This is a genomic window from Stieleria magnilauensis (assembly GCA_007753675.1).
Classification (GTDB): Bacteria; Planctomycetota; Planctomycetia; order Pirellulales; family Pirellulaceae; genus Stieleria; species Stieleria magnilauensis.
On the sequence record CP036432.1, the window covers coordinates 6,909,663 to 6,934,281 of the forward strand.

14 protein-coding genes are annotated in these 24,619 nt (G+C 59.8%); 11 read left to right on the plus strand and 3 right to left on the minus strand.

All coding sequences use genetic code 11. The features are described 5' to 3' along the window. Window positions 1-5: 5 nt before the first annotated feature. Window positions 6-980, minus strand: a complete 975-nt coding sequence (locus TBK1r_RS24745) for a DUF6807 domain-containing protein (RefSeq protein ID WP_145216943.1) — start codon at window positions 978-980, stop codon at window positions 6-8. 912 nt (window positions 981-1,892) lie between these two features. Between TBK1r_RS24745 and TBK1r_RS24750 the strand changes: the two genes are divergently transcribed. Continuing rightward, window positions 1,893-2,876, plus strand: a complete 984-nt coding sequence (locus tag TBK1r_RS24750; RefSeq protein ID WP_095738352.1) for an aspartate carbamoyltransferase catalytic subunit — start codon at window positions 1,893-1,895, stop codon at window positions 2,874-2,876. 23 nt (window positions 2,877-2,899) lie between these two features. Next, a complete protein-coding gene (locus TBK1r_RS24755; protein ID WP_145216945.1) occupies window positions 2,900-4,186 on the plus strand; it encodes a dihydroorotase in 1,287 nt (428 codons plus the stop codon). On the opposite strand, the gene TBK1r_RS24760 is transcribed toward TBK1r_RS24755, so the two are convergent. Then, window positions 4,176-6,692 carry a DUF1549 and DUF1553 domain-containing protein gene (locus tag TBK1r_RS24760; protein ID WP_419580359.1) on the minus strand — a complete coding sequence of 839 codons (2,517 nt, stop codon included), beginning with the start codon at window positions 6,690-6,692 and terminating at the stop codon, window positions 4,176-4,178. The genes TBK1r_RS24755 and TBK1r_RS24760 overlap by 11 nt on opposite strands. A 116-nt stretch (window positions 6,693-6,808) precedes the next feature. After that, window positions 6,809-8,185, minus strand: a complete 1,377-nt coding sequence (locus TBK1r_RS24765) for a DUF1501 domain-containing protein (RefSeq protein ID WP_145216948.1) — start codon at window positions 8,183-8,185, stop codon at window positions 6,809-6,811. 163 nt (window positions 8,186-8,348) lie between these two features. Here TBK1r_RS24765 and TBK1r_RS24770 point away from each other — a divergent pair, with 163 nt between their 5' ends. The 9 genes from TBK1r_RS24770 (at window position 8,349) to TBK1r_RS24810 (ending at window position 24,559) form a co-directional block, all read left to right on the plus strand. Next, window positions 8,349-9,119 (plus strand): class I SAM-dependent methyltransferase, encoded by a 771-nt coding sequence (locus TBK1r_RS24770; RefSeq protein WP_419580360.1) that lies wholly within the window; start codon window positions 8,349-8,351, stop codon window positions 9,117-9,119. A gap of 286 nt (window positions 9,120-9,405) precedes the next feature. Then, on the plus strand, window positions 9,406-10,632 hold the full coding sequence (locus TBK1r_RS24775; protein WP_145216954.1) for a protein-L-isoaspartate(D-aspartate) O-methyltransferase: 1,227 nt from the start codon (window positions 9,406-9,408) through the stop codon (window positions 10,630-10,632). A 225-nt stretch (window positions 10,633-10,857) separates the two neighbouring features. Then, on the plus strand, window positions 10,858-14,658 hold the full coding sequence (locus TBK1r_RS24780) for an efflux RND transporter permease subunit (protein WP_145216958.1): 3,801 nt from the start codon (window positions 10,858-10,860) through the stop codon (window positions 14,656-14,658). Between the two features lie 60 nt (window positions 14,659-14,718). Beyond that, window positions 14,719-15,354 carry a uracil phosphoribosyltransferase gene (upp, locus tag TBK1r_RS24785; protein WP_095738359.1) on the plus strand — a complete coding sequence of 212 codons (636 nt, stop codon included), beginning with the start codon at window positions 14,719-14,721 and terminating at the stop codon, window positions 15,352-15,354. 8 nt (window positions 15,355-15,362) lie between these two features. Continuing rightward, window positions 15,363-16,637: a NupC/NupG family nucleoside CNT transporter gene (locus TBK1r_RS24790; protein ID WP_145216961.1), complete on the plus strand. Its 1,275-nt coding sequence runs from the start codon at window positions 15,363-15,365 to the stop codon at window positions 16,635-16,637. Between the two features lie 304 nt (window positions 16,638-16,941). Continuing rightward, window positions 16,942-19,383 (plus strand): PSD1 and planctomycete cytochrome C domain-containing protein, encoded by a 2,442-nt coding sequence (locus TBK1r_RS24795; protein ID WP_145216967.1) that lies wholly within the window; start codon window positions 16,942-16,944, stop codon window positions 19,381-19,383. A gap of 10 nt (window positions 19,384-19,393) precedes the next feature. Further along, the gene (locus TBK1r_RS24800) at window positions 19,394-20,845 is read left to right on the plus strand and encodes a DUF1501 domain-containing protein (protein ID WP_145216970.1); all 1,452 of its coding nucleotides are present in this window, start codon (window positions 19,394-19,396) and stop codon (window positions 20,843-20,845) included. Between the two features lie 36 nt (window positions 20,846-20,881). Next, window positions 20,882-22,303, plus strand: a complete 1,422-nt coding sequence (locus TBK1r_RS24805; RefSeq protein ID WP_145216973.1) for a sulfatase family protein — start codon at window positions 20,882-20,884, stop codon at window positions 22,301-22,303. Between the two features lie 642 nt (window positions 22,304-22,945). After that, window positions 22,946-24,559 (plus strand): hypothetical protein, encoded by a 1,614-nt coding sequence (locus tag TBK1r_RS24810; RefSeq protein WP_145216976.1) that lies wholly within the window; start codon window positions 22,946-22,948, stop codon window positions 24,557-24,559. Window positions 24,560-24,619: the final 60 nt, after the last annotated feature.

The window sequence follows — 24,619 nt, forward strand, 5'->3', positions numbered from 1 at the left end:
GACTCTCAAAATGAAAGGGAAGATTGCTGAAAGCGTGTTTGTTCCGTTTTCAGACGCGCCGCATCCCAGCGGAGCGGATGCACGATCACTCGGTAACGCAGCGTCATACTCCTGCCCGGCTGGAGCGCCATCGGCTCATCATTCAGCAAAGCCGCGTTCACGTAGCCCGTCACGGGGCTGCGGATGATGTACCACGGCGTGGGATGTCGGGGATTCTGGGGATGATCCAGAAACGCCAATCCAACCGGGTCGCCGTCGATGGTGCCGCTGTAATCGATCGACGTCGCTCGGCTGCGATGCCGGTTGCCAGGTCCGAATTCGACGGGGCCTCGTTCGCTGATCGCTTGACGATCAACCATTTCTTTCGCGAATCGCACCGACAGCCCCGCATAACCGCCCCACGATTGTTCCTTCGGTGGCGTGCGATCCAATTCCACGCGATTGTTGCCGGCGGTGAATTCGGAAATCCAATCCAAGCTGTATTCGTCGTGGGCATTCGGCGCGGAAATGACAATCCGTCGTCGTTCGCGAAGCACGACTTCGTCGTCGCCGTCGGGATGGTAGGCCAACGCAAGCGAGATCCGCGCGGAATGATCATCGCGCGTTTCCACCTTGACGTCCGTCGTCTCGGTACGCCCGGCCGGCCTGCCCGTCTGCCGGTCATGTTCCCAGTAGTTGACCCCGTTGATGTATTTCCAACAGAACCACAAACCGTGATGCCAGGCATGATCGGCCGGGCGATCCCAGGTCAGCACGCGCCCGCCCTTGGTACTCAACGGGTGAAAATATGGAACATCCAACGTGGAGCCGTGATGGAATCGCCAAAGGACCTGTTGGCCACGAACGAGCGCGACCGAAGACTCCGATCGATCCCACCGCAGCGGTGCCGGATCGGCGGCGCGCGTTTCCGTGCACAGCAACAGCGTCAGCGGCATTGCCAGTGTCAGCAGCAGAGAATGCAAGACGATCGCGCGCGTCATGGACGACTCCTCTCAAGGTGGGCGTCACAAAGATGTCCCCAAACGCGGCAAATGATGTGCCGTTGGTCAAGCGCGCTCCCTCCCTGTTCAGAGGCCGTGCGGTTCTTAAGGTCACCCTCCTGGCAGGAGGATCGAGCGAAGCGAGGGAGGTTGAACGGTCAATCGCGGTGTTCACTTCGCCGGCCAGGGTTGCGTCCCGAGTAGCAACAAAAACCCTCTCCTCGGTGCGCTCGCCCCTCCCTGTCAGGGCATTGGTATCTACACAAGCCGCTTCTTGCCCAAAGGGCATACATATCCATAGCCTGGGGCAAGCAAACCGAGCGTTTGCGAGGGTTGCGCCGCCCCAGGAACCGCATCGCAATGAGGTTCAATTTGGCCAACGGCCATGCACAACCTTCGCGTTTGTGCGAGGCATTTGTGTATGGCCGTTGGCCGAAACCATCCACTCAGAACAGATCTGACATACAAAAGATGTGTCGATACCAATGCCCAGGGGGAGAGTGACGAAAACCCCTTGTGATCCACGACTTAAAAACGGCACGACCTCTTCAACAAAGGGGACCGCAACTCAACCACCGTCGTCCCCAGGCTTGCCGCACGACAGTCGCTCCACGGGAAAGCCTGGAAAAAGAAAAAAATGTCTTCGCATCAGAGCCGCCCCCTCGCCCTGCGTTGGTCCAGCCTCCCGATCGTGCGGATACGCTCGGACGGGCTGCCAAAATAATTCGAGTTGCTTGCCCCGGACCAGGTCGCCGAGCATGATTCAGCCGCATTCACAGGGGGCGGGCGGTTCGACGAAGGACCGATTCAGCTTGTTTTCCGCCCGCTCGCGGATTTGCCATCAATTCATTAGGCTAACGCTCCGTAGCCCCTGGGAACAAGAATTCGGCTGGTCACGGAGAAAGGTGCTTGATGAGCGTGCCTGATTTGACATCGTTTGCGGAGCGTTGGGATCGCCGGCACTTATTGGATTTGGAATCCCTTTCCGCTGAAGAAATCACCATCTTGCTGGACGTCGCGAGTCGGTTGAAAGAAGCGACCGAAGGTTGTCGCCGTAAATTGTCGCTGTTGAGCGGCAAAACGTGTGCGAACCTGTTTTTCGAAAACAGCACGCGGACGCGGAACAGTTTTTCGTTGGCGGCCAAACGACTCGGCGCCGACACGGTCGAATTCGGCTCCAGTGGTTCCAGCACCGCCAAGGGCGAGACGTTCGCCGACACCGCCAAGACGATCGAAGCGATGGGCGTGGACTGGGTAGTCACCCGCCATGGGACGCCTGGAACCCCGAACCTGCTGGCCCGAGAATTGGGCTGTTGTGTGTTGAACGCCGGCGACGGTCCGCATGAACACCCGACTCAGGGTCTGCTGGATCTGTTGACGATTCGCCAACATCGCGGAAGCCTGGAGGGATTGACCGTTGCCTTGGTCGGGGACATCGCCCACAGCCGCACCGCGCGCAGCAACATCTGGGGACTGAAACGGATGGGGGCCCACGTGATCATTTGCGGGCCGCCCACCCTGGTCAGCCCCCGCTGGCAGGAATTGGGATTCGAAGTGGCCCACCACTTGGACGAGATTCTGCCGCGCTGTGACGTCTTGAACCTGCTGCGAATTCAATTCGAACGCCAGCACGCGCGGCCGTTCCCGAGTGTCCGCGAGTACGCGGCGTTGTATGCGATGAACGCCGCGCGTATGCGCCAAGCCAAAGAGAACATCCTGATCATGGCGCCGGGGCCGATCAACCGCGGCGTCGAAATCACTCCAGAAGTCGCCGATGGTCCGCACTCGGTGATCCTGGAACAGGTCACCAATGGAATCGCCGTCCGCATGTCGGCCCTGTACTTGTTGTCTGCGGCCGACGACCGATACCGCAACGCCAACAAAGCCTCCGCTTAGGAATTGAAGAGATCGTTCAACCGATGAAGAAGCCCCTGCTGATCGAAAACGGTACGTTGATCGACCCCAGCCAAAACCTGAATCGTGGCGGTCGAATCCTGATGGTCGACGGCGTGTTCGCGACGGTTGATCCGAGTGACGGCGACATCCCCCAGGACTGCGAGGTCATCGACGCCGGCGGATGCCTGGTCACGCCGGGTTTGGTGGATTTGGGAGTCGAACTCAGAGAGCCGGGTTTCGAAGAAGACGAAACGGTCCTCAGCGGATCACACGCCGCATTGGCCGGCGGCTACACGTCGATCTTGGCCGCATCGAGCACCGACCCGGTGATCGATTCGCACGGCGCAGTCGAATTTGTTCGCCAAAAAGCGACGGAGGCAAGAGGCGCGCGGGTTTACGTCGTCGGTTGCCTGAGCAAGGGGCGTTCCGGCAAACAAATGGCCGAACTGGGCCTGTTGTCCGAAGCCGGTGCGGTCGCGTTCAGCGATGCCCCCCGCGCCGCGCCGAGCGACGCGCTATTGAAGCGAGCGCTTGAATACTGCCGCATGCTCGGCCGTCCGATTTTTGATTCGCCCGAAGTCCCCGAATTGGCGCTCGGCGGCGTGATGCATGACGGACAGGTTTCTCTGGTGCTGGGATTAAAAGGGTTACCGACCGAAGCGGAAGACTTGGCGGTCGCGCGCGATGTCCGCTTGGCCGAGGCCACCGACGGTCGGCTGCATGTCGGCCCGGTCAGCACGATGGGGGCCGTCGACATGTTGCGGCGCGTCAAATCGCGCGGCGTTGTCGTGACCGCTTCGGTGTGTCCGCACAATTTGATGTTGAGCGACGCGGCGATGCGGTCTTACGAGTCCCGGTTTAAGGTTCACCCGCCGCTGCGCAGCCCTCGCCACGTGGCGACGCTCTGCCAGGCAGTCAAAGACAAAACGATCGACGCGATTCAGTCCGGCCACATGCCGCGCAGTCGCGAAAAGATGATGAACGATCTGGATCAATCGCCGTTCGGAATCTCTTCGCTGGAAACCGCCTTGGCCACGGCCGCGACGGCGCTTGTGCGAACCGGCACCTTGGATTGGATCGAATTGATCGACCGCATGTCGACGCGCCCGGCACAGATCGCCAGCCTGGACGCCGGCACGCTCGGCATCGGCCGTCCGGCCGATGTCACCATCATCGATCCCAACGCGGGATGGAAAGTTGATCCGAGTCAGTTTCGATCGACTTGTATCAGCACGCCGTTTGCCGGCATGGAACTGATCGGCCGGGTCCGACACACGATCGTCGGCGGCGAATTGCGTTTTAGTGGTTGAAGGTAAACTCGGTACTCGTCAGCACGCTCCATGCGACATCTTGCAGCCCGGTCAGGCGATCCTGCTGGCCGTACTCTGACAGCACGCCCAGCAAGGTATCCATTTCCGATTCCTGGGGCTCACGAGAGAGCCCGCGAAGAAATAGGGAACGGATGATGGCTTCGTCATCGAGGCCTTGCTCGATTGCTTCGGTGATGACGTTTCGCTCGGCGGCCAATTTCGGATTCAGCGTGTCACCGTTAGACAGGTGCAGAACCTGAACCATACTCGGTTCGTCACTGCGTTCGCATTCACAGGTGATTTCGCGTGGGTTGCGACCGAAGGTTTTCAGAAAGTACGAATTGACCGACGCGTCAAACAATTCGATCGCACGTGTTCCGGATTCATAGAAATCGGTCTTTTGTCGGTCCGCTCCGGGAAACGCCACTTCGTTGAAGGTCGTCGCAGTTCCCAGAACCTGATCGATCGAATCCAGCATGACTTCGGCCATCAAGCGTTTGGGATAGTACCGACTGTGATACTTTCCTTCGCTGCCGTTTTCCGGCAATGCAACGCTGCTCCGCTGATACGTTTCGCTTTGCAAAATCGTCCGCATCAGTTGCTTTAAATCAAAGTCGACGTCGACGACGTGATCGCTGAGCGCGGTCAGCAGCGATTCATTGGACGCCGGGTTGCTGAGGCGTAAATCGTCGACTTGTTCGACCAACCCGCGGCCGAAGAAGTTGGCCCAAACGCGATTGCTGATCGAGCGGGCGAAATACGGGTTGTCGGGATCGGTCATCCAAGCCGCCAGGACCTGTCGCCGATCGTCCGGATCATCAAACGCGATCGGTGGGGCATCCAGCGGGGCGGGCGGTTGGGGATGGCCGCGGTTGGGTTGAATCAATTCGCCCGATGTCGAAACGTACAGGGTGCGCAAGCCGTCGCCGTTGCGACCGTCACCGCCCCAGCCCTTGGCGCGGACACGGGCGAACAGGTTGGCCATCGCGTAATATTGATCGTTGGTCCACTTTTCGAGCGGATGGTTGTGACACTTGGCGCAGCCGATCGAAAGCCCCAGAAAGGCCTGGCATGCGTTTTCAGTCATGTCTTCGGGCGATTGATGCAGCGCGTAGAAATTGGTGGCCCCGTTTTCATCGCTGCGTCCGGTCGCAGTCAAAATCTCGCGGACGAATTCGTCCCAGGGCTGGTTACGTTGGACGCGGTCACGCACCCACGCGTAGTACGTCTTCACGGCGATCGGTCGCAAACGCGTGCCGTTGATCAGCAACATGTCGGACCACTTGTACGCCCAATAGGAAACAAAGTCGTCGCTGGCCAACAGTCGTTCGATCCAGTCATCGCGTCGATCGCGGGGGTCGGACTGGAGGAACTGTTGGCGTTCCTCCGGCGTGGGCAGACGCCCGATCGTGTCCAGGGTGGAACGTCGCAAGAACGTTTCATCGCTACAGCGCGGCGATGGCAGTAGATTCAACGTTCGCAGCTGCGCCAAGTTTTCTTGATCGATGAAGTTTCGCCGCGGCGCGTCCTCGTAGCGTTCCGTCGGCACGTCGTGTTCGTAGGGGACCGTCATCCGGGCCAGCACGACTTTGCTGCCGAACCAGACCAGTACGGCCGCTTCGCCGCTTCCTCGCACCAGCGCCAGACCGTCCTCATCGACGCTGGCGACGGCTTCATCGGTGGCCGTGAATTTTGCCCAGTGGGTGACATCGACGACGCGTCCGTCATCGTAGTGGGCGCTGACCAAAACCTGGGACGTGTCTCCCGGCGACAACATCGCGTTTTCGGGCATGACGCTGATGCGCTCCAGCGTCGGATCATCGTCGCTGGGGCCTTCGGCGCCATCGGCGATCCATTGGCTGATCACGTGATAGTCATGCGAATCCACATCCAGACGCAGTCCGCCTTTGTGCGGCAAGGCGCCGGTCGGTTTGGCCAACAACAAGCTACGTCCCGGATCGGCCATTTCGATCCGGCGGCCGCGCGCCTGACGCGTGATCGACAAGAAATCGCTTTGGTTGTCATAGCCGCGCAGCGAGAGACGAAACCCGCCCTTGCCGGCCAGCGCGCCATGACACGACCCCATGTTGCATCCGGCTTTTGCGAGCACCGACTGCACGTCGTTGCGGAAACTCCAACGATGTGCCGACTCGGTTCCCGAGACGACCACCGGAACATCGATCACTTGTGCGCCGACCTGACAACGGAGCGTGGTTTCCCCATCGGCCAGCGCCGTCACGACACCGTCCTGGAGGGTAGCGATCGCGGGGTCTTCGATGGTGATGGAGTAGGATTTTTGATCGAGCACCGCCGACGGCATCTGGTCGCGGACGCCGACGATCGACACGCGCTGGCGGGCTTCGCGGCCCTGCAATTGAATCGTCGCCGGCAGCACGGCGAACTCCGCGTGATCGGTCGGCACTTCGGATGCCGCACTCCATTGGCACAACATCACAATCGCCAGGGCTGCCAACAGCGGACAGAACGGATTCAAGCGTGGTCGCATGATGAAAGGTATCAAGATGGAATCAAGGGCAAAGGAATTCAACACAGACAGTGGCGTAAGCTTCCAGCTTGCGATCCAGCGAAACCGCAAGCTGGAAGCTTACGCCACGGGATCCGCTACGCGAACAGTTCTTTGACTTCGCGCATGCCGAAATCGACCAACGGGAACGGGCGTCCGCCGGGGCCGGGGATTTCGGCGTGCAAGTCCAACCCCAGGGAATGAAAGACCGTGGCGATCAGCTCGCCCGGTTGCGTCGGTCGGTCGGCGGGGACTGCACCGATCGGGTCGCTCGCACCGATCGCTCGCCCGCCTTGCACGCCGCCGCCGGCAAACGTGGTGGAAAAACATTGCGGCCAATGATCCCTGCCGCCGGCGGGATTGACCTTGGGCGTTCGTCCGAATTCGGCCAAGCCGCAAACCAACGTGTCGTCCAACATGCCCCGTTCGTCCAGGTCACTCAGCAACGCCGAGTAGCCTTGGTCGTACATCGGTGCGACGATGTTCTTCATCCCTTCGATGGTGGTGAACGGCTTGCTGCCGTGGATGTCCCAGGTGACTTCGTTGAACACAGTCAGGAAGGTGTTGATGGTGACAAACCGAACACCCGCCTCGATCAATCGTCGCGACAAGAGGCAACATTGTCCGAAGCGGTTCATCCCGTAACGCTCACGGACCTTGGTTGGTTCCTTGGTCAAATCAAAGGCTTCGCGAGCTTGCGTGCTGTTCATCAAGCGATAGGCGGCTTCGAAATTCTTGTCCAGCATCTTGGCCGACTCGGTGGATTCGAGTTCGTTCATTCGGCCTTCGATCGCCGCCCGCATCCGTCGCCGACGATCGATCCGGACATCGCCCAATGTCGGCGGCGGCAACAAGTCGGGGACTTTAAAATTCTCTTTGCTGGGATCGGCCATCAATGCGAATGGATCGTAGGTCTTGCCCAAGAACCCGCCGGCTTGGCCGTTGGGCAAGTTGCCGCCGCCGCGTCCCATGGTTTCGGGCAAAACGACATGGGCCGGTAGATCGCTGCGGCGTCCGCGCATGTATTGCAACACGGCACCGGCGTGCGGGTAATTCACGCCGCCGGTGAATTGGCGACCGGTTTGAAGCATCTGCCAGCCGGCGTCGTGCACAGCCGCCGCGGTGTGATAACAGGACCGAATGATCGAGAACTTGTCGGCGATCTCGGCGTGGCGCGGCAAGATTTCCGAGAGCTGGAAATCGCCCTTGGTCGAGATCGCTTTGAACGGTCCGCGCACCTCGGCCGGCGCCTCCGGTTTCATGTCGAAGGTGTCCAACTGGCTGGGCGCACCGAGATTGAAAATCATGATGCAGGAGCGATTGTCCTTGTGGGGATCAACCACGCCACGCTCGGCGGCGGCAAGGAATTGTGGCAACCCGAGTCCGAGGGCACCCAAGGTTCCGATTTGCAGGAAGTCGCGTCGGGGCGTGCCGTTGCACGTGTGCGAGGTTCCGCGAGCGGTCAGATTTAACATGACGAATCCAATGACGGATTGGGAGGGTCGGGGAGGGGGAGAATCGAGGAAAGATCAGCTTCGGAAAGCTCGATTCCGCCGACGGGGGGACATTTATTCTATTAGATTGAAACGCCAAACGGAAAATCGAATTTCGAATTCATGGCATCGCAGGGGCTTTTTCTTGGACGCAACGCATTTCAATCGCGAGGCCTGGGACAAGATCGCGACCAGCCGACGAAAGTGGTTCACCCCGGCAACGGCTGACCAGATCGATGCGGCCCGTCGCGGCGATTTTTCGATCCGGTTGACGGCGACCAAACCGATCCCCGCCTCGTGGATCGGGGACGTGCGAGACCGATCGATCCTGGCCTTGGCTGCGGGGGGCGGGCACCAAGGCCCCGTGTTGGCCGCCGCCGGGGCGCACGTGACGGTGGTCGATTTTAGCGCCGGCCAACTGGCGATCGATCAGCGACTGGCCCGCGAACATGACCTGGCGATCGAGACGATTCAGGCCGACATGGCAGATCTGGCCCCGCTGGCGGCCGAACAGTTTGACCTGGTGATCAATCCCTGTTCGGTCAACTTCGTCCCCAACGTGCGGCCGGTTTGGAAGGAGGCGGCGCGGGTGTTGAAACCCGGTGGGGTGCTGATCAGCGGAGTGATCCAGCCGGTGAATTTCCTGTTCGATGCGGTCAAACGCGATCGCGGCAAGTTAAAAGTGCGATTCAAAATTCCCTACAGCGATCTCGACTTGCCGCCCGAGGAACTCGATCAAACCATCGGACCGGAACGCCCGATCGATTTCGGACATTCCTTGACCGATTTGCTGGGCGGACAACTCGACGCCGGGTTCATGCTGACAGATATAATGGAGGACGGTTGGGGAGGCGACGATGCGCTGTCCGACCGAATCGCCACCTTCATGGCAACCCGAGCGGTGAAAGGAACGTGACGCGCGGGGGGCTTTTGTTAGCGGCAGGGCGCGAGCCCTCCGGTCTTTCAACGTCAAACCGGACGGCTCGCGCCGTTCCGCTTCCTCCTTCAATGCCAAACTTTTGTTAGCGGCAGGGCGCGAGCCCTCCGGTCTCTCAACCTCAAACCGGACGGCTCGCGCCGTTCCGCTTCCTCCTTCAATGCCAAGCTTTTGTTAGCGGCAGGGCGCGAGCCCTCCGGTCTTTCAACCTCAAACCGGACGGCTCGCGCCGTTCCGCTAACTCCTTCTGTGCCAAGAATTCGCAATGAAATCACAATTTGCAATCGGAATGATCCTCGCCTGGGCCATCACTGCGTCGGCGGCCGACCGCTTTCAAGCGGCACGTGATCGGTTGGTCGACGAGCGTGTGGCGACGGCCGGGGTCACCGACACGCGTGTGCTCGATGCGATTCGCCGCACGCCGCGTCATGAATTTGTGCCCCGCAGCCAATGGCCGCGGGCGTACTTTGACATGGCGCTTCCGATCGGACATTCGCAAACGATCAGCAGCCCCTTTATCGTCGCGTCGATGACCGAAGCGTTGGATCCGGAATCGACGGACAAGGTGTTGGAGATCGGGACAGGCAGCGGCTACCAGGCGGCCGTCTTGAGCCCGCTGGTCGATCATGTTTACACGATCGAGATCGTACGTGAACTCGGTGAACGGGCCGCCGAAACGCTGGCCCGACTGGATTACGGAAACGTCTCCACCCGCATCGGGGACGGTTTTTTGGGTTGGCCCGATGCCGCACCGTTCGACAAGATCATCGTCACCTGTAGCCCCGAGTCCGTCCCGACGCCATTGGTGGACCAACTGCGCGAAGGCGGCGTGATGATCATCCCGGTCGGTGAACGCTACCAGCAAACGCTGTATCGATTGATCAAGTCCGATGGCAAATTGATCCGCGAAGCGCTGCGTCCGACGCTGTTCGTGCCGATGACGGGCGAAGCGGAAGAAAACCGACAGACGCTTCCCGATCCGGCCAACCCGGTCGCCCTCAATGGCGACTTTGAAGTCGCGGCGACCGGTGACGAAGCGACGTTGTTGGAATTCGTCCCCGGCTGGTACTACGGTCGGCAAGTCACCCAGACCGAATCGACGTCCGGCGACCCCGCCCCCCAAGGCAAACGTTACGCCAGTTTTCGCAACGAAACGCCCGGCCGCAATTCGCACCTGTTGCAGGGGATCGCGATCGATGGACGCGAGGTGTCACAGATCCGACTGAGCGGACAGGTCCGCACCGAAGGCATCCAAAAGGGGCCGGGGTCTGACGCGATGCCGATGATTGCGATCTCGCTGTATGACGAACAAAGAAGCGATTTGGGCACGTTTTACTTGGGGCCGTTTCGCGGCACACGCGACTGGAGAAGCCACAGCCGGCTGATTCGGGTGCCGATCAAGACCCGTGAAGCCATTCTCCGCGTCGGCCTGTTTGGGGCCACCGGGAAAGCCGACTTCGACGCCATCAAGCTGGAAAAGATCGACCGTTAATTGGCGGAGCTTCGCCGATCGCCAGCCGGAAAAGCTTCGCCGACCCGAACCACCGGCCACCCGGATCGTGTAGGAGGTGCATTCTGAGGCCGCTTTGAAGTAGACCCCAGAGGCCGAAGCGGCTATTTTTTCGGTTGATTCTTTAGGCGACAGTGACGGGGCACCAAACGCCGCCCCGCCGGAACTCCGCCCCCCAACACCAACATCATCGGAAACCCACCCCCCATGCCAAACCCCCAGCAAGACAACGGCCCGACGGAGCGGCCATTGCTGGAGCGCCGGACTCTCTTCGGAGTTTCCTTCGCACTGGTTGTGCTTTTCGGCTTCTTCTTCTTGATGCCGTTCGCGTTTCGCGCGGCGCGGTTGAGCCTGAATAAGAAGGAAAACGATATCAAGGACTGGCTTCCGTCGGATTTCGTCGAGACCGCGGAACTGGAATGGTTTGCCGACCATTTCGCCGGCGAAAGCTTCGTCATCGCCACGTGGCCGGGCTGTACCGAAGACGACCAGCGATTGAAATTACTCGAATCCAAGCTGCGGCATGAATCCAGCAAAACCGATCCGGGTGCCGGAATCGCAGACCCCAAGCTGGCCGAGGACTATCGATCAGCCAAGGAATACGGCATCCGCCTCGGATTGCTGCCCGCCTCTCGCACGCTCGACAATTGGGGCGGTGAGAACGAAAAGTGGTTCGCAACCGCCGACGGCAAGTGGTACTACATCAAACCCAATGGGCACCTGCATCGCTGGGAAGGAAAATCGAACGGGCCGGCGGCACTGATCCGCAACATCAAGCAATCCATGGGCACGCACGAATTGCAGGGGACCTTCGTCGCCGCGTTCGGCTCCCAAGACGACGAGCGTGCCAACCCATTCCACAACGACCCCTCGCTGCTGTGCGCCCCGATGTTCCGCTCGGTCGAGACCGGTGTGTCGCTGGTCAATGAATTGTCCAAAGAAGGCGGATTGCTGTGGCCGGTTGACTTCACCGATCAGTCACGGCGTCCGATCGTGGCCCGCCGACGCGCCATGGAACGACTGACCGGTTCGCTGTTCGCCCCGGCGGTCCCACAAGACTTTGACTGGACGGCGGAAGAGTTTCGCGCGGCCGTCCCGAGCGATCGACGCTCTGCCATCCCCGAAAACTTTGACGATCTGGTTCAGAACGCGCTCAGCACGTTTGCCGACGAAAACTTAGACGGTGACCGCGAGCGATTGGCGACCGCGAGTACCGAGACACAAACCAACGCTTGGTATGCCGTCTATGATGCCGCCGGGGTCGAGCCACCACCGCGCCAGACCTGCTTGCTGATCACGCTGACCGACATCGCCCAAGACAACTTGGCGTACGCACTCGGGCGCGGCGTGATGGGCGCCCCACGTGGCCGGCTGTTGGAATTGGCGAATGACTCAGGGGTTCAACCCGCGGCGCCACCCTCGATGGCTCCGCCGCCGTTCAACCGTACCGAAGTCGAATCGATCGCCGGGGCTCCCCCGCTGCGACTCGGTGGCCCACCAGTCGACAACATCGCGATCGACGAAGAGGGCACGGTGACGTTGGTGCGTCTGGTCGGTTACAGCATCCTGGTCGGCGCGTTGCTGTCCTACCTCTGTTTCGCCAGCGTCAAGATCACACTGATGGTGTTCGTCGTCGGCGGCTCTGCGGCGATGCTCAGCATGGCGGTGGTCGGTTGGACCAACGGCAGTGTGGATGCGATCTTGATGAGCATGCCGTCGCTGGTCTACGTGCTGGGACTTTCCGGCGCGATCCACGTGATCAATTACTACCGCGACGAAGTGCGTCAACGCGGACGTGGCGGTGCGGCCGGCCGTGCCCTGCAGCACGCGATTTTCCCTTGTTCCCTCGCGGCGCTGACCACGGCGATCGGACTCGGGTCGCTGTACACCAGCAATTTGGCACCGATCAGCAATTTCGGGCTGTACTCCGCGATCGGCGTGATCGCCACACTCGCGATTTTGTTTTCCTACCTGCCCGCGGCGCTGCAAATCTTTATCACCGAATCGCACGCCGAACCGGAATCGCCTGTACCGACGCGTGGTGACGAAAAAGAATCGTGGCTCTCGGACCGCTGGGCTGCCGCCGGTGCGTGGATCTGTCGACGACACCTGTTGGTGACCAGCGTGTGCTTGATCGCATTGGTCGCCGCCGGGCTGGGGCTTTCCAAAATCAAAACGTCCGTTCAATTGCTGAAGCTGTTCGACGAGAACGCCAGAATCATTCGCGATTACGCGTGGTTGGAGAGCAACTTTGGAAAACTGGTCCCGATGGAATTGGTGCTGCGTGTCCCGCCGTCGATGCAATTAGAAACCCTCGCGAAGGCATCTCCCGCGGCGCGACATGACGGTCCGTTAGAATCCGCGACGCCGGAATCGGCGTTGCCGCTGAACGTTCTGGAACGGGTCGAAGCGGTCGCCCGGATCAACGAGGTCGTTCGTCGGACACTCGGCGAACCAGGGCTGGATATCGTCGGTTCGACAACCGCGGTCAACACGTTTCTGAAACCCTTGCCCGGCGTGACCAACAGCTGGAATCCGGTTCGGTCTCAATACATCACGGAGCTGAACGAAGGCCGCGAGGAGTTGCTGGCCAACGATTACGTTCGGCTGGAAAAGAGCGGCCCGTACGCGGGCAGCGAACTGTGGCGGATCAGTCTTCGTGTCGGTGCACTGGCCGACGTCGACTACGGAGAGTTCATCAAGACGCTGCGTGTCTCGGTCGAACCGGTGCTCCGCGCTTACGACATGCGTGACGAATTGCTGAAACAAATCGCGGCGGCGTCACAGTCGGGCCAAGGCAAACAGCCGGTCATCGTCATGATGGGAGCCGCTCGCCCGAGCCCGTTGGCGGAAACGGAACTGGTTGATCTGAGCGATGACGTCGATCTCGCCAGTGAAGACCGCATTCGAACCCGATCGATTTATTTGTCGATTCTGGAAGAATTGCTCCGCGGCGAACGACTGCGCGAACCGATTTGGGTGGACCACCAGTCAGCAGAAAACCCGATCGAAATCGGCGGCGATCTCTGGAACAAAGTCATCGGCAAAGCAGACGTGCTGGTCTGGGTCGGTGACCAACCGGCGCCCGAAGCGGCGTTGGTGAGCGCCAAGACCTTGATCGACGCACAAGCGATCTTCACCAAACCGATCAGCCATGACTTGGTCGGCGACGGCATCCCCGAAGTGACCGGCGCCGGATCGATGCAGGTCGTTTACACGGGAGTGGTTCCGGTCGTTTACAAGGCACAGCGGACCCTGCTGGGTAGCCTGGTGGAATCCATCGCGCTGGCGTTTGTGTTGATCTCCGTCGTGATGATCATCTTGCTCAACCCGGCCCGTACACCGTTGCGAATGTTAGGCCCCGTCAACTTGGGATCAGGTCTGGGTGCGGGAATCGTCTCGATGATCCCCAACATGTTCCCGGTTCTGCTGGTGTTTGGACTGATGGGCCACTTCGGCCGCCTGGTCGATATCGGCACCATGATGACCGCATCGGTCGCGATGGGCGTGGCGGTCGACGACACGATCCACTTCCTCAGCTGGTTCCGGTCGTATTTGGATCGTGGCTACGATCGCATCAAGGCGGTGGAATTGACCTACCGTCGTGTCGGTCCGGCGATGACGCAAACGACCATCGTCGGTGGACTGGGTTTGTTTGTCTTTGCCTTGTCGACGTTCACGCCGACGCAGCGTTTCGGAACGCTGATGTTGTTGCTGTTGGTTGCCGCTCTGGTCGGCGACTTGATTTTGCTTCCGGCGCTGTTGGCCGGCCCGTTGGGAAAACTCTTCCGACCGCGTGTCGGTTCTCGCGGTGCAAGTGGAGCGGAGCCGTTGGAAGAGTTGGCGCTGGTGCAACCCGACGATGGCGGCCCCGACGGCGGTTCATCTCAGGTTGACGACGAAGAGGCCGCTGCAACCTTGGTGATCGACAAAGAATCGCTGCCGAGTTTGAAGGTCCATTCTCCGTCGCGTCGCAGCGATCAACCCCACCGGATGAAAGGCCGTTAGCGATTCGGCTACACTACCGTTGCGGGCCGCCAGACCATTCAGCTTCGGGAGACGCAATCGGTGAGTCTAGTCCATCGTGTAGAACATCCACTGATCGACCATCATCTGTGCAGAATTCGTGACGCGGCGACTCCGCCGAGTGAATTCCGTGCGGCGGTCAATCGCCTGTCGATGATCCTGGGGGTCTCGGCAACTGTCGATCTGGCGACGCGGCCGAGAAAGATTACCACGCCGATTTGCGAGACGACGGGATACGAACTGTCGGTCCACGTGGGCATCGTTCCGATCTTGCGCGCCGGGCTGGGGATGGTCGACCCGATCCTGGAACTGTTGCCCGACGCATCGGTCTGGCACTTGGGGCTGTATCGCAACGAGGAGACGGCCGAACCGGTCGGATACTACGACAAGCTGCCTCACGAAAACGCGCCCAACATCGCGATGGTCGTCGATCCGATGCTGGCGACCGGTGGCAGCATCGACTTGGTGATCCGGCGACTGCAACGCTGGGGCGTCGATGAAATTCGAGTGCTCAGTCTGATCGCGTCGCAGCCCGGGATCGATCGCGTCGGACGTGACTTTCCCGATGTCAAATTATTCGTCGCGGCGATCGACCCCGAATTGAATGAACGTTCCTTTATCGTGCCGGGACTCGGCGATGCGGGCGACCGAATTTTTGATACCCCTCAAAACGGCTAGCCCGGATCATGGAACGACTCATCTGCGTGCTGGGACTGGTGGTCTTCGTCGGCATCGCGTGGCTGATCAGTAGTGATCGCAAGCGTTTTCCGATTCGAATCGTGATCGGCGGGCTGGCGTTGCAAATCCTGCTCGCCTTTTTGGTTCTGGGGACGTCGTGGGGGCAACGTTTTTTTCAGTCCATCGGGGGTGCGTTCACGTTGGTGATGGACTCGGTGACCGCCGGCAGCGGGTTTCTGTTTTCCGCCCAGGCTCCGACGATCGGCGATTCGATGTTGGGAACGTTCGCCTTTGGGGTGCTGCCCACGGTGATTTTCTTTTCCGCGCTGATGAGCATTCTGTATCACCTCCGCATCATGCAGTGGGTGGTTTGGGCGATGGCCTGGGTGATGCGTTTCACGTTGAAGACGAGCGGTCCAGAAACGCTGGCCGCGGCGGCCAATGTGTTTGTCGGCCACACCGAAGCGCCACTGGTGGTCCGTCCGTACTTGGCTACGATGACCCGCAGCGAACTCAATGCAATGATGACCGGCGGATTTGCGACCGTGACCGGCGGATTGCTGGGGGCCTACGCCGGGATGGGAATCGACATCTCACACCTGCTGACCGCCTCGGTGATCAGCGCACCGGCTGCCTTGTTGATCGCCAAAGTGATGGAACCGGAAGCGGAGGGTGCCCAAGTGTCTTCGTCGCTGCAGATGAATCGCGGGGCGTCGGAGGCTGACGACGACGACGTCGGACATGTCAATGTGATCGCCGCAGCGGTCGCCGGTGCCAGCGACGGATTGAAGTTGGCGCTCAATGTCGGCGCGATGCTGATCGCGTTTCTGGCGATCTTGAAACTGATCGACGTGCTGCTGGGGCTCGGGTGTGAGCAACTCGGCTGGGTCGATCTGACGGGCACACCGTTGATCAGCCTAGGCGTGATCCTCGGTTATGCCTGTTGGCCGATCGCCTGGTTGTTGGGAATTCCGGCGGCCGAGTGCGTCGAAGCGGGCCGGTTGATCGGGCTAAAAACGGTCGCCAACGAATTCATCGCGTACCAATCGCTGGGTGAGATGATGCGGTCGAGCGAACCGGCGATCTCGCAGCGGACGGCCGTCATTTTGACCTACGCGTTGGCCGGATTCAGCAACTTCGGCGCGATCGGGATTCAAGTGGGCGGCATCGGCGGCCTAGAACCGTCGCGAAAGCAAGACCTGGCTCGACTCGGGTTGCGGGCCATGTTCGGGGGGCTGCTGGCCTGCTGCATGACGGGGGCGGTCGCAGGACTGCTGCTGTAAACAGTTCCCGTAGGTGACGCGGTGCGTCGCGATGGCACCAGTCACGGCAGTTCCCCGACGGGGAAGACCGTGGGAACAATGCTCAGCCGTTTTGAACCAATTCTCATTGGAATCGGGCGGGGGCTTGGGGCACAATGGTAAACTGAACAGCCCACCTGAACCGAGCGTGTTTGTTTGCGGCTCGTTTTGCCCGGACGAATCGTGCTGGAAACAAACGAGCGGCTGTTACGCGCCACCCGCCTCCCGCCGCACGCTTCGAACCGTTCGACTGCTAGCCTAATGCCCCGCCTCCGGCAACACCACCATGATGCCCCATTCAGAGCCCGTCTTGAAAAAAAGCATTCTGATCGCCGCCGCCTTGATCTGCCTGTGGGGGCAAGCGACCTTCGCCGCCACCACGGAAATCGACTTTCAAAAACAAATCCAACCGATCCTGGCAAAAAAATGTTACGCCTGTCACGGACCGGATGTGGCCGAAAGCGGTTTGCAGTTCACCAGTCGCGACGCCGCGTTGGCGGAGACCGAGTCGGGCAGCTTTGCGATCGTGCCGGGTGACTTGGACGCGAGCTTGTTGATCGAGCGGATCACGACCGACGATGAGTTCGAACGGATGCCGCCGGAGGGCGATCCGGTCACCGAGGAAGAAGCGGCATTGCTCCGCGAGTGGATCGCCGAAGGCGCCGCGTGGCAAAATCATTGGGCGTTTGAACCGCTATCCAATCCAACGCCGCCGACGGTGGCGTCGGCCGATTGGCAAGCTCATCCGATCGATGCCTTCCTCTACGATTCGCTAGCCGATGCCGGTTTGAAACCCAACGCTCGGGCGGACAAACGTGAATTGATCCGGCGCGTCTATTACGACCTGACGGGGTTGCCGCCGTCCCAGGCCGAGGTGGACGCCTTCATCGCCGACGCGTCGCCCGACGCATTTAAACGGGTGACCGAACGCCTGCTCGATTCACCGCACTACGGCGAACGCTGGGGACGCCATTGGCTGGATCTGGTTCGCTTTGCGGAAACCAATTCGTTCGAACGCGACGGCCCCAAAGACAACGCGTGGAAGTTCCGCGATTATGTCATCCGGTCATTCAACGACGACAAACCGTATGATCAATTCATCCGCGAGCAACTTGCCGGGGACGAGCTGGACGACGTCACCAAAGAAACATTGACGGCGACGGGTTACTATCGTCTGGGGATTTGGGATGACGAACCCGCCGATGAATTGCAGGCCCGCTTTGACGGCCTGGACGACATCATCCTGACGACCGGCCAAGCGTTCTTGGGATTGACTATGAATTGTGCTCGTTGCCACGACCACAAGATCGATCCGATCCCGCAGAAAGACTACTACAGCATGCTGTCGTTCTTCGAGGACGTGACGCCCTACGCCCGACGCGGCGATTTGACGTCCTTCAGCCAGGTCGACGTCAGCTCCGACGAACTGCGGGCACGTTATGCCGCCAACGACCAGCAACGGCGATCGATCGAGAAGCAGATGCATGACATCGAACAGGCCGGGATCGCCAAGATGTCCGCCCCCGATCAACGCGCCACCGAAGGTGCCAAGCGTGATCGCAATCGGGTGCTGGGCGAAAAACTGAAGGCCAATCTGAGCGACGAGCAATGGAACCGATACAAGGAACTGAAATCGCATCTGAAACAGAACGCCGAAGAACTCAAGGCTCTGCCCCAGCGGGAACGCGTGATGGGCTTGGCGATGTACCGCAAAGTCGACGAGCCGACGTACGTGCTCTATCGCGGCAGCCCGCATTCGCCCAGCGACGAAGTCTCGCCCGCGTTTCCGACCTTGTTTGAAGACGGCCCGCCGGAGTTGCCCCAGACCGCATCGGCGACCGATCAATCCACCGGGCGTCGTCGCGTCTTGGCCGACTGGATCGCCAGCGACGACAACCGTTTGACCGCCCGCGTGATCGTCAATCGAATCTGGCAATTCCACTTCGGCCGCGGCATCGTTCGCAGTAGCAATAACTTCGGCCAACTCGGCACGCCACCGACTCACCCCGAACTGCTAGATTATCTGGCCAATCGCTTCATCAAGGACGGTTGGAGTCTCAAGTCGATGCACCGGCTGATTCTGTCCAGCCGCGCCTACCAAATGTCGTCCCAAGGCAATGAATCCTCCTTGGCCGCTGATCCCGACAACGACCTGTTTTGGCGGTTTGATCCGCGACGATTGAGTGCCGAAGAGGTGCGTGATTCGATCCTCGCTGCAAATGGTTCGCTGAACACTAGGGTTTACGGACCGAGTGTCTACCCGACGCTTTCACCCGAAGTCCTTGCCGGTCAATCCAAACCGGGCAGCGGTTGGGGGAAGTCCGGCGAGAGCGATCAGAATCGGCGCAGCGTTTATATCTATGTCAAACGCTCGCTGTTGACGCCGATGTTGTCCGCCTTTGATTTTCCGGATCCGGATCAAACCTGCGAAGCACGGTTCATGACGTTGCAGCCCGCGCAAGCCCTGTCGCTGCTCAACGGAGACTTCGCCGCCGAGCAGGCCGGCAAGCTTGCCGACAGCGTCGATGCCGCGGAGATCGATAATCGCGAACTGGTCCGCCGCGTCATCGCCGCGGTTTTGGCACGTGCGGCGACCGAAGCGGAAATGGAAGACGGCGATCGATTGATCGCCAGCCTTCAAAAGAAACATCATCTCGACGCCGGGCAGGCCAAAACGTTGTATTGCCTGAGCGTCATGAATTGGAACGAATTTTTGTTTGTAGACTGACGGAAGTGAAATGAAGAATCAAAAGCGAAACTTTTGCGGCCGCACACGTCGTGAGTTCCTCTGGCAAACCGGTGGCGGCTTCGGCGCTGCGGCGTTGTCATCGATGCTCTCACACGACGGCTTTCTTTCCGCCGCGGACTCCGTCGGCGACGCCAACCCCTTGGCCGCTAAACTCCCGCACTTCGCTCCGAAAGCAAAGAGTGTGATTTTCTTGTTCATGTATGGCGGCCCGAGCCACATCGACACGTTTGATTACAAACCCAAGATGGTTGGTATGGATGGTAAGAGCGTGGACGTTAAAACGTTCGGCCGCGGCGGTCGAAAGACCGGCGGCCGCATCGTTGAACCACGCTGGGAATTTTCGCAGTACGGGCAATGTGGCAAATACGTCAGTACGTTGTTCCCCCATGTGGCCAAACACGTCGACGACATCGCGTTCTTGCATTCGATGACCGCCGATTCGCCGATCCACGGTTCGGCCATGCTGATGATGAACAGCGGCAAGATTCTGTCCGGCAGCCCCGCGCTCGGGTCCTGGGCGACCTACGGTCTCGGTTCGGTCAACGAAAATCTGCCCGGCTATGTCGTCATGCTCGATCCCAAAGCCGGCCCGATCAGCGGGGCAAAGAACTGGAGCAGCGGCTACATGCCGGCGACCTACGCCGGAACCGTTTTCCGCACCAAAGGTGCACCGATTCTGAACCTGGATCGACCCGACGGCATGACCGAAGCCGTGCAACGCGAATTGATCGATTCGATTCAACAGGCGAACCATCGTCATCTGGAACCCCGCAGCGACAACGACGATCTGGCGTCGCGGATCGCCAGCTACGAACTGGCCTTCAAGATGCAATCGGCCGCGCCCGAAGCGGTTGACCTGTCGACCGAAGACGAACGCACGTTGTCGATGTACGGGATCGACCACGAAGAGACCAATGACTTTGGTACCCGCTGCTTGATCGCCCGACGTCTGGTCGATCGCGGCGTCCGGTTCGTCCAACTCTACAGTGGCGGGGCACACAACGATGACAATTGGGACGCCCACGGCGACCTGGAACTCAACCACAATCGTCATGCCGGTCGAACCGATCTTCCCATCGCCGCGTTACTGACCGACTTGAAACAACGTGGCATGCTGGACGAAACCCTGGTGGTCTGGGGCGGCGAATTCGGACGCCAACCGACCGCAGAATACGCCAAGGGCTCCGGCCGCGATCACAACTCCTTCGGTTTCACCATGTGGATGGCCGGCGGAGGCATCAAGGGCGGCGTGTCTTTCGGTACCACAGACGAACTCGGTTCGGCCGCCGTGGAAAACCCGCTGCACGTCAAGAACATGCACGCGACCGTGTTGCACCAGCTGGGACTCGATCCGAATCATCTGTCGTACTTCTACGGCGGATTGGATCAAAAACTCGTCGGAGTCGAACACGTCGAACCGATCCACGACATCATCGTCTGATCCCTACACGCCGACCTTCCCCCTCGACGACATCCCATGAAACTCTCAATGCTCTTCTCGCTCGTCGTTTTACTCTGCACGCTGGTCGTGGACATCGTCAACGCGACACCGCCCAACGTGTTGATCATCTTGGCCGACGACTGCACCTACAACGATCTGCCGTTGTACGGTGGACAGAACGCCAAGACGCCGAACCTGGATCGTCTGGCCAGCGAAGGCCTGACGTTCAACCGCGCGTTTCTGTCCGAAGCGATGTGCCAACCCTGTCGCGCGGAGCTTTATTCGGGGTTGTACCCGATGGGAAACGGCTGTGCCTGGAACCACTCCTCCAGCCACAGCGACATCGAAAGCATGCCGCATCACTTAGCCTCGGCGGGGTATCGCGTCGGCTTGGCCGGCAAGGTGCACGTGCTGCCCCAGCAGGCGTTTCCTTTTGAACCTGTCGGTGGCTTCGACAAAAACTGTGTCCGCGACCCGACGCAGCCGCACCAGATCGATCCCGCGGCCGAATTCATGTCGCGAAGCGAGGATCCGTTTTGTTTGGTCGTCGCCTTGGTCGAACCCCATGTGCCGTGGGTGATGGGCGACGCCAGTGCGTATCCTCCCAAGTCGCTGAAACTGCCACCGAACATTGCCGACACGCCGGAAACGCGACGGGCGTTCGGCGCCTACTTGGCCGAGATCACGTACATGGACTCCCAAGTCGGCGAGTTGCTCGACACTCTTGAAGCGAGTGGCAAAGCGGACGAGACGCTGGTGCTGTTCTCATCCGAACAAGGGTCGCAATATCCCGGCAACAAGTGGACCAACTACAACACCGGTGTCCACACCGCGCTGATCGCGAGATTGCCGGGCGTCGTCGCAGCCGGTCGGCGGACCGACGCCTTGGTGCAATACGCAGATGTCTTGCCGACGTTGATGGACCTCGCCGGTTTGGAACACGATGCCAAACAATTCGACGGCAAGAGCTTTGCGGAGGTCCTGCACGGCCGTTCCGATCAACACCGCCAATACGTCTATGGCGTTCACAACAACGTCCCGGAAGGCCCGCCGTATCCGATCCGTTCGATCAGCGACGGGCGATACCACTACATCCGAAACCTGCAGAACCAAAACCTGTACATCGAAAAGCACTTGATGGGGGTCAAGGGCAACGGAAAACTGAACAATCACTATTGGCAGACTTGGGTCTTCGAGTCGTTTGATAATCCCAAAGCGTTGCGATTGATTCAACGCTACCAACTGCGCCCGACGGAAGAACTGTTCGATCTGCAGGATGATCCGTACGAGATGAATAATCTGGCCGGCAGCGCGAGTGTCGCGGCGATCCAATCCAAGCTCAGCGGAGAACTCGATCGCTGGCTCGCCGAACAAGCCGATCCGGGGATCGAGCAAGACACCGTCCAAACACATCAAGCCGCCAAGCAGGGCCGGCATCGATTCCGCTCGAAACGCTGATCGCACGTGATACCGCTAGTGCTCTGGCATATTTAATTTTGACGAAGCACTCCAGCAATCTTATTGGGCTATCCATCGAAAAGAACACCCACGGATAGCAGCGCGAACCCACGGATGACAGGGTGCAAAAAATCCGTGGGTTCGCGCTGCCATCCGAGAGCGGAAAAGGGGCAGGGTAGTGGACAAGGCGACGAGTCCCCCTTTCCGCAACCAGGTAATAGACGAGGCGACGAGTCCTCGTTTCCGCAATCAGGTAGTGGACGAGGCGACGAGTCCTCGTTTCCGCAACCGGGTAGTGGACGAGGCGACGAGTCCTCGTTTCCGCAACCAGGTAGTGGACGAGGCGACGAGTCCTCTGCAGTCGTCTTCTTGGCAACGACTCGTCGCCTCATCCACGACCGCCTACCCGAAACCTAAGGAGCGGCGGAGCACTAGCCGTCCATTTGAAGAAGTGGTGAATCTGTTCGTCCGCGAATAGACTGACCGGGGTGTCTTGATTAGCATGTGCCCCCCCGGCAGCATCGCGAGGGACGCCGGTCACAGACGATGGTTTTGTCCATACTCTCGGCCGTCCGGGGAAGGTGCACGCCAGAGTCGCGTGTTCGTACTGAATCGCATTCATGAATTCCCAAGAACAATCTGTTGATCAGCAATCCCTGTCGCAAATTAGGTGTCGAGTCACTCGAAAGACGAGCGTTGCTGGCGGCATCGATCCTGCCGGTCAGCGAGCTGTCGCAGGCTGTGCCGGAAACCGATTTTTTTGTCGCGAATGATTTCGAGGCGGAAAGCCTGCCGGTCGCGACGGCGGCCGAGCCGGAAATCCTTGTGGCGTTTAGAGGCCGAGATGTGGGAGCGGCCGGCGATTCCGCTGCGCCGACGGGCATGTATTTTGGTTGGATGGAACGTGGAGACGATCGCCCGGTCCGGGGATTTGAGATCTACAATTCCGGCGACAGCGATCTGGTGCTCGGCGATGTCGAAGTGCCCGATGGATTCCGCGTGGTGCATGAGGGATCCGCGTGGCCGGGTGCCAATGTGACCCAGATCGTTCGCCCCGGTCATTTTTTATCGCTGAAGATCGAAATGTTGACCAATCAAGTCGGGGCGAAACGCGGGACGGTCACGATCGGATCAAACGATTCCAGTGAACCGCTGACCTCTTTCATGATCAGCGGGGACGTCGGATCGGACGGGTCGGAAGATTCGATCGGACTGTTCAACCAGATCTGGTCGACTTTCGAATTGAAGGGGTCCAAATATGACGATAGCATTGATCGCTCGACGACATTCGGCCCCGGCCGTTCTAACGACTGGTTGCCCGTCACGGGTGATTGGGATGGCGATGGGTTCGATACCATCGGTTTGTATCACAGCCGGACCGGAGAGTTCCATTTGAAGAACTCGGTCGCCCCAGGGGATGCGGATCACGTCTTCGCCTTCGGCCCAGCCGGCAAGGCGGGTTGGATCCCGCTTTCGGGCGATTGGGATGGTGACGGCGTGGACACCGTGGGTCTTTATCAGCCGGGCGAGTCACGCTTTCATTTGATTGATTCGTTGCGCGGCGGTGCGGCGGACCACTTTTTTTCCTTCGGACCCAGTGGTGAAACGGGCTGGAAACCACTCGCCGGCGATTGGAACGGCGATGCCATCGATACCGTCGGATTGTTCCAGCAAGACGGCTCTCAATTCCATCTCAAGAACGATCTCTCCGGTGGCGCCGCTGACCACTATTTCACCTTCGGCCCTGCGAATTCCGATTGGCAGCCCCTGGTCGGCGATTGGTACAAAACGGGAATCGACAAGATCGGGTTGTACCAGCCCGATGCGTCCTTGTTTCACTTGAAAGGTTCATTTTCCGGTGGAGCCGCTGACCACTACGTCCAGTACGGCCAGCCGAGTCACTACGGCGAATGGATCCCGCTCTCGGGAGAGTGGAATGGGCGTCATAACTCCGGTTCGCGCTATCCCCTCATCTGCTTTTGCGTCACGACCGGTCCGATTCAAACTCCCAACATCATACTCATTTATGATGGGGCTCCCTTCATCCAGGAGACGACGCCCGCAACCGTCCATCCGCCGAGCGGCAATTCCGATGTGATGTCGTCTCAAACGTTCGGCAGCGATCACACGTCGCCATCGGCGCGGGCCGAGTTTTGGGAAACGGAATCGACTGTCCGTGCCGAAGCTGAGCAAGATAGCCTCGGACACGAAGGGGTGGTGGATCGACTTCTCACGGAGTGGGATCCAAGCCCTTAGCGACGAAAGGTCGATGACCGGCTCATCTTGCGTAGCTGCCGTCACCAGACGGCGGTCTCG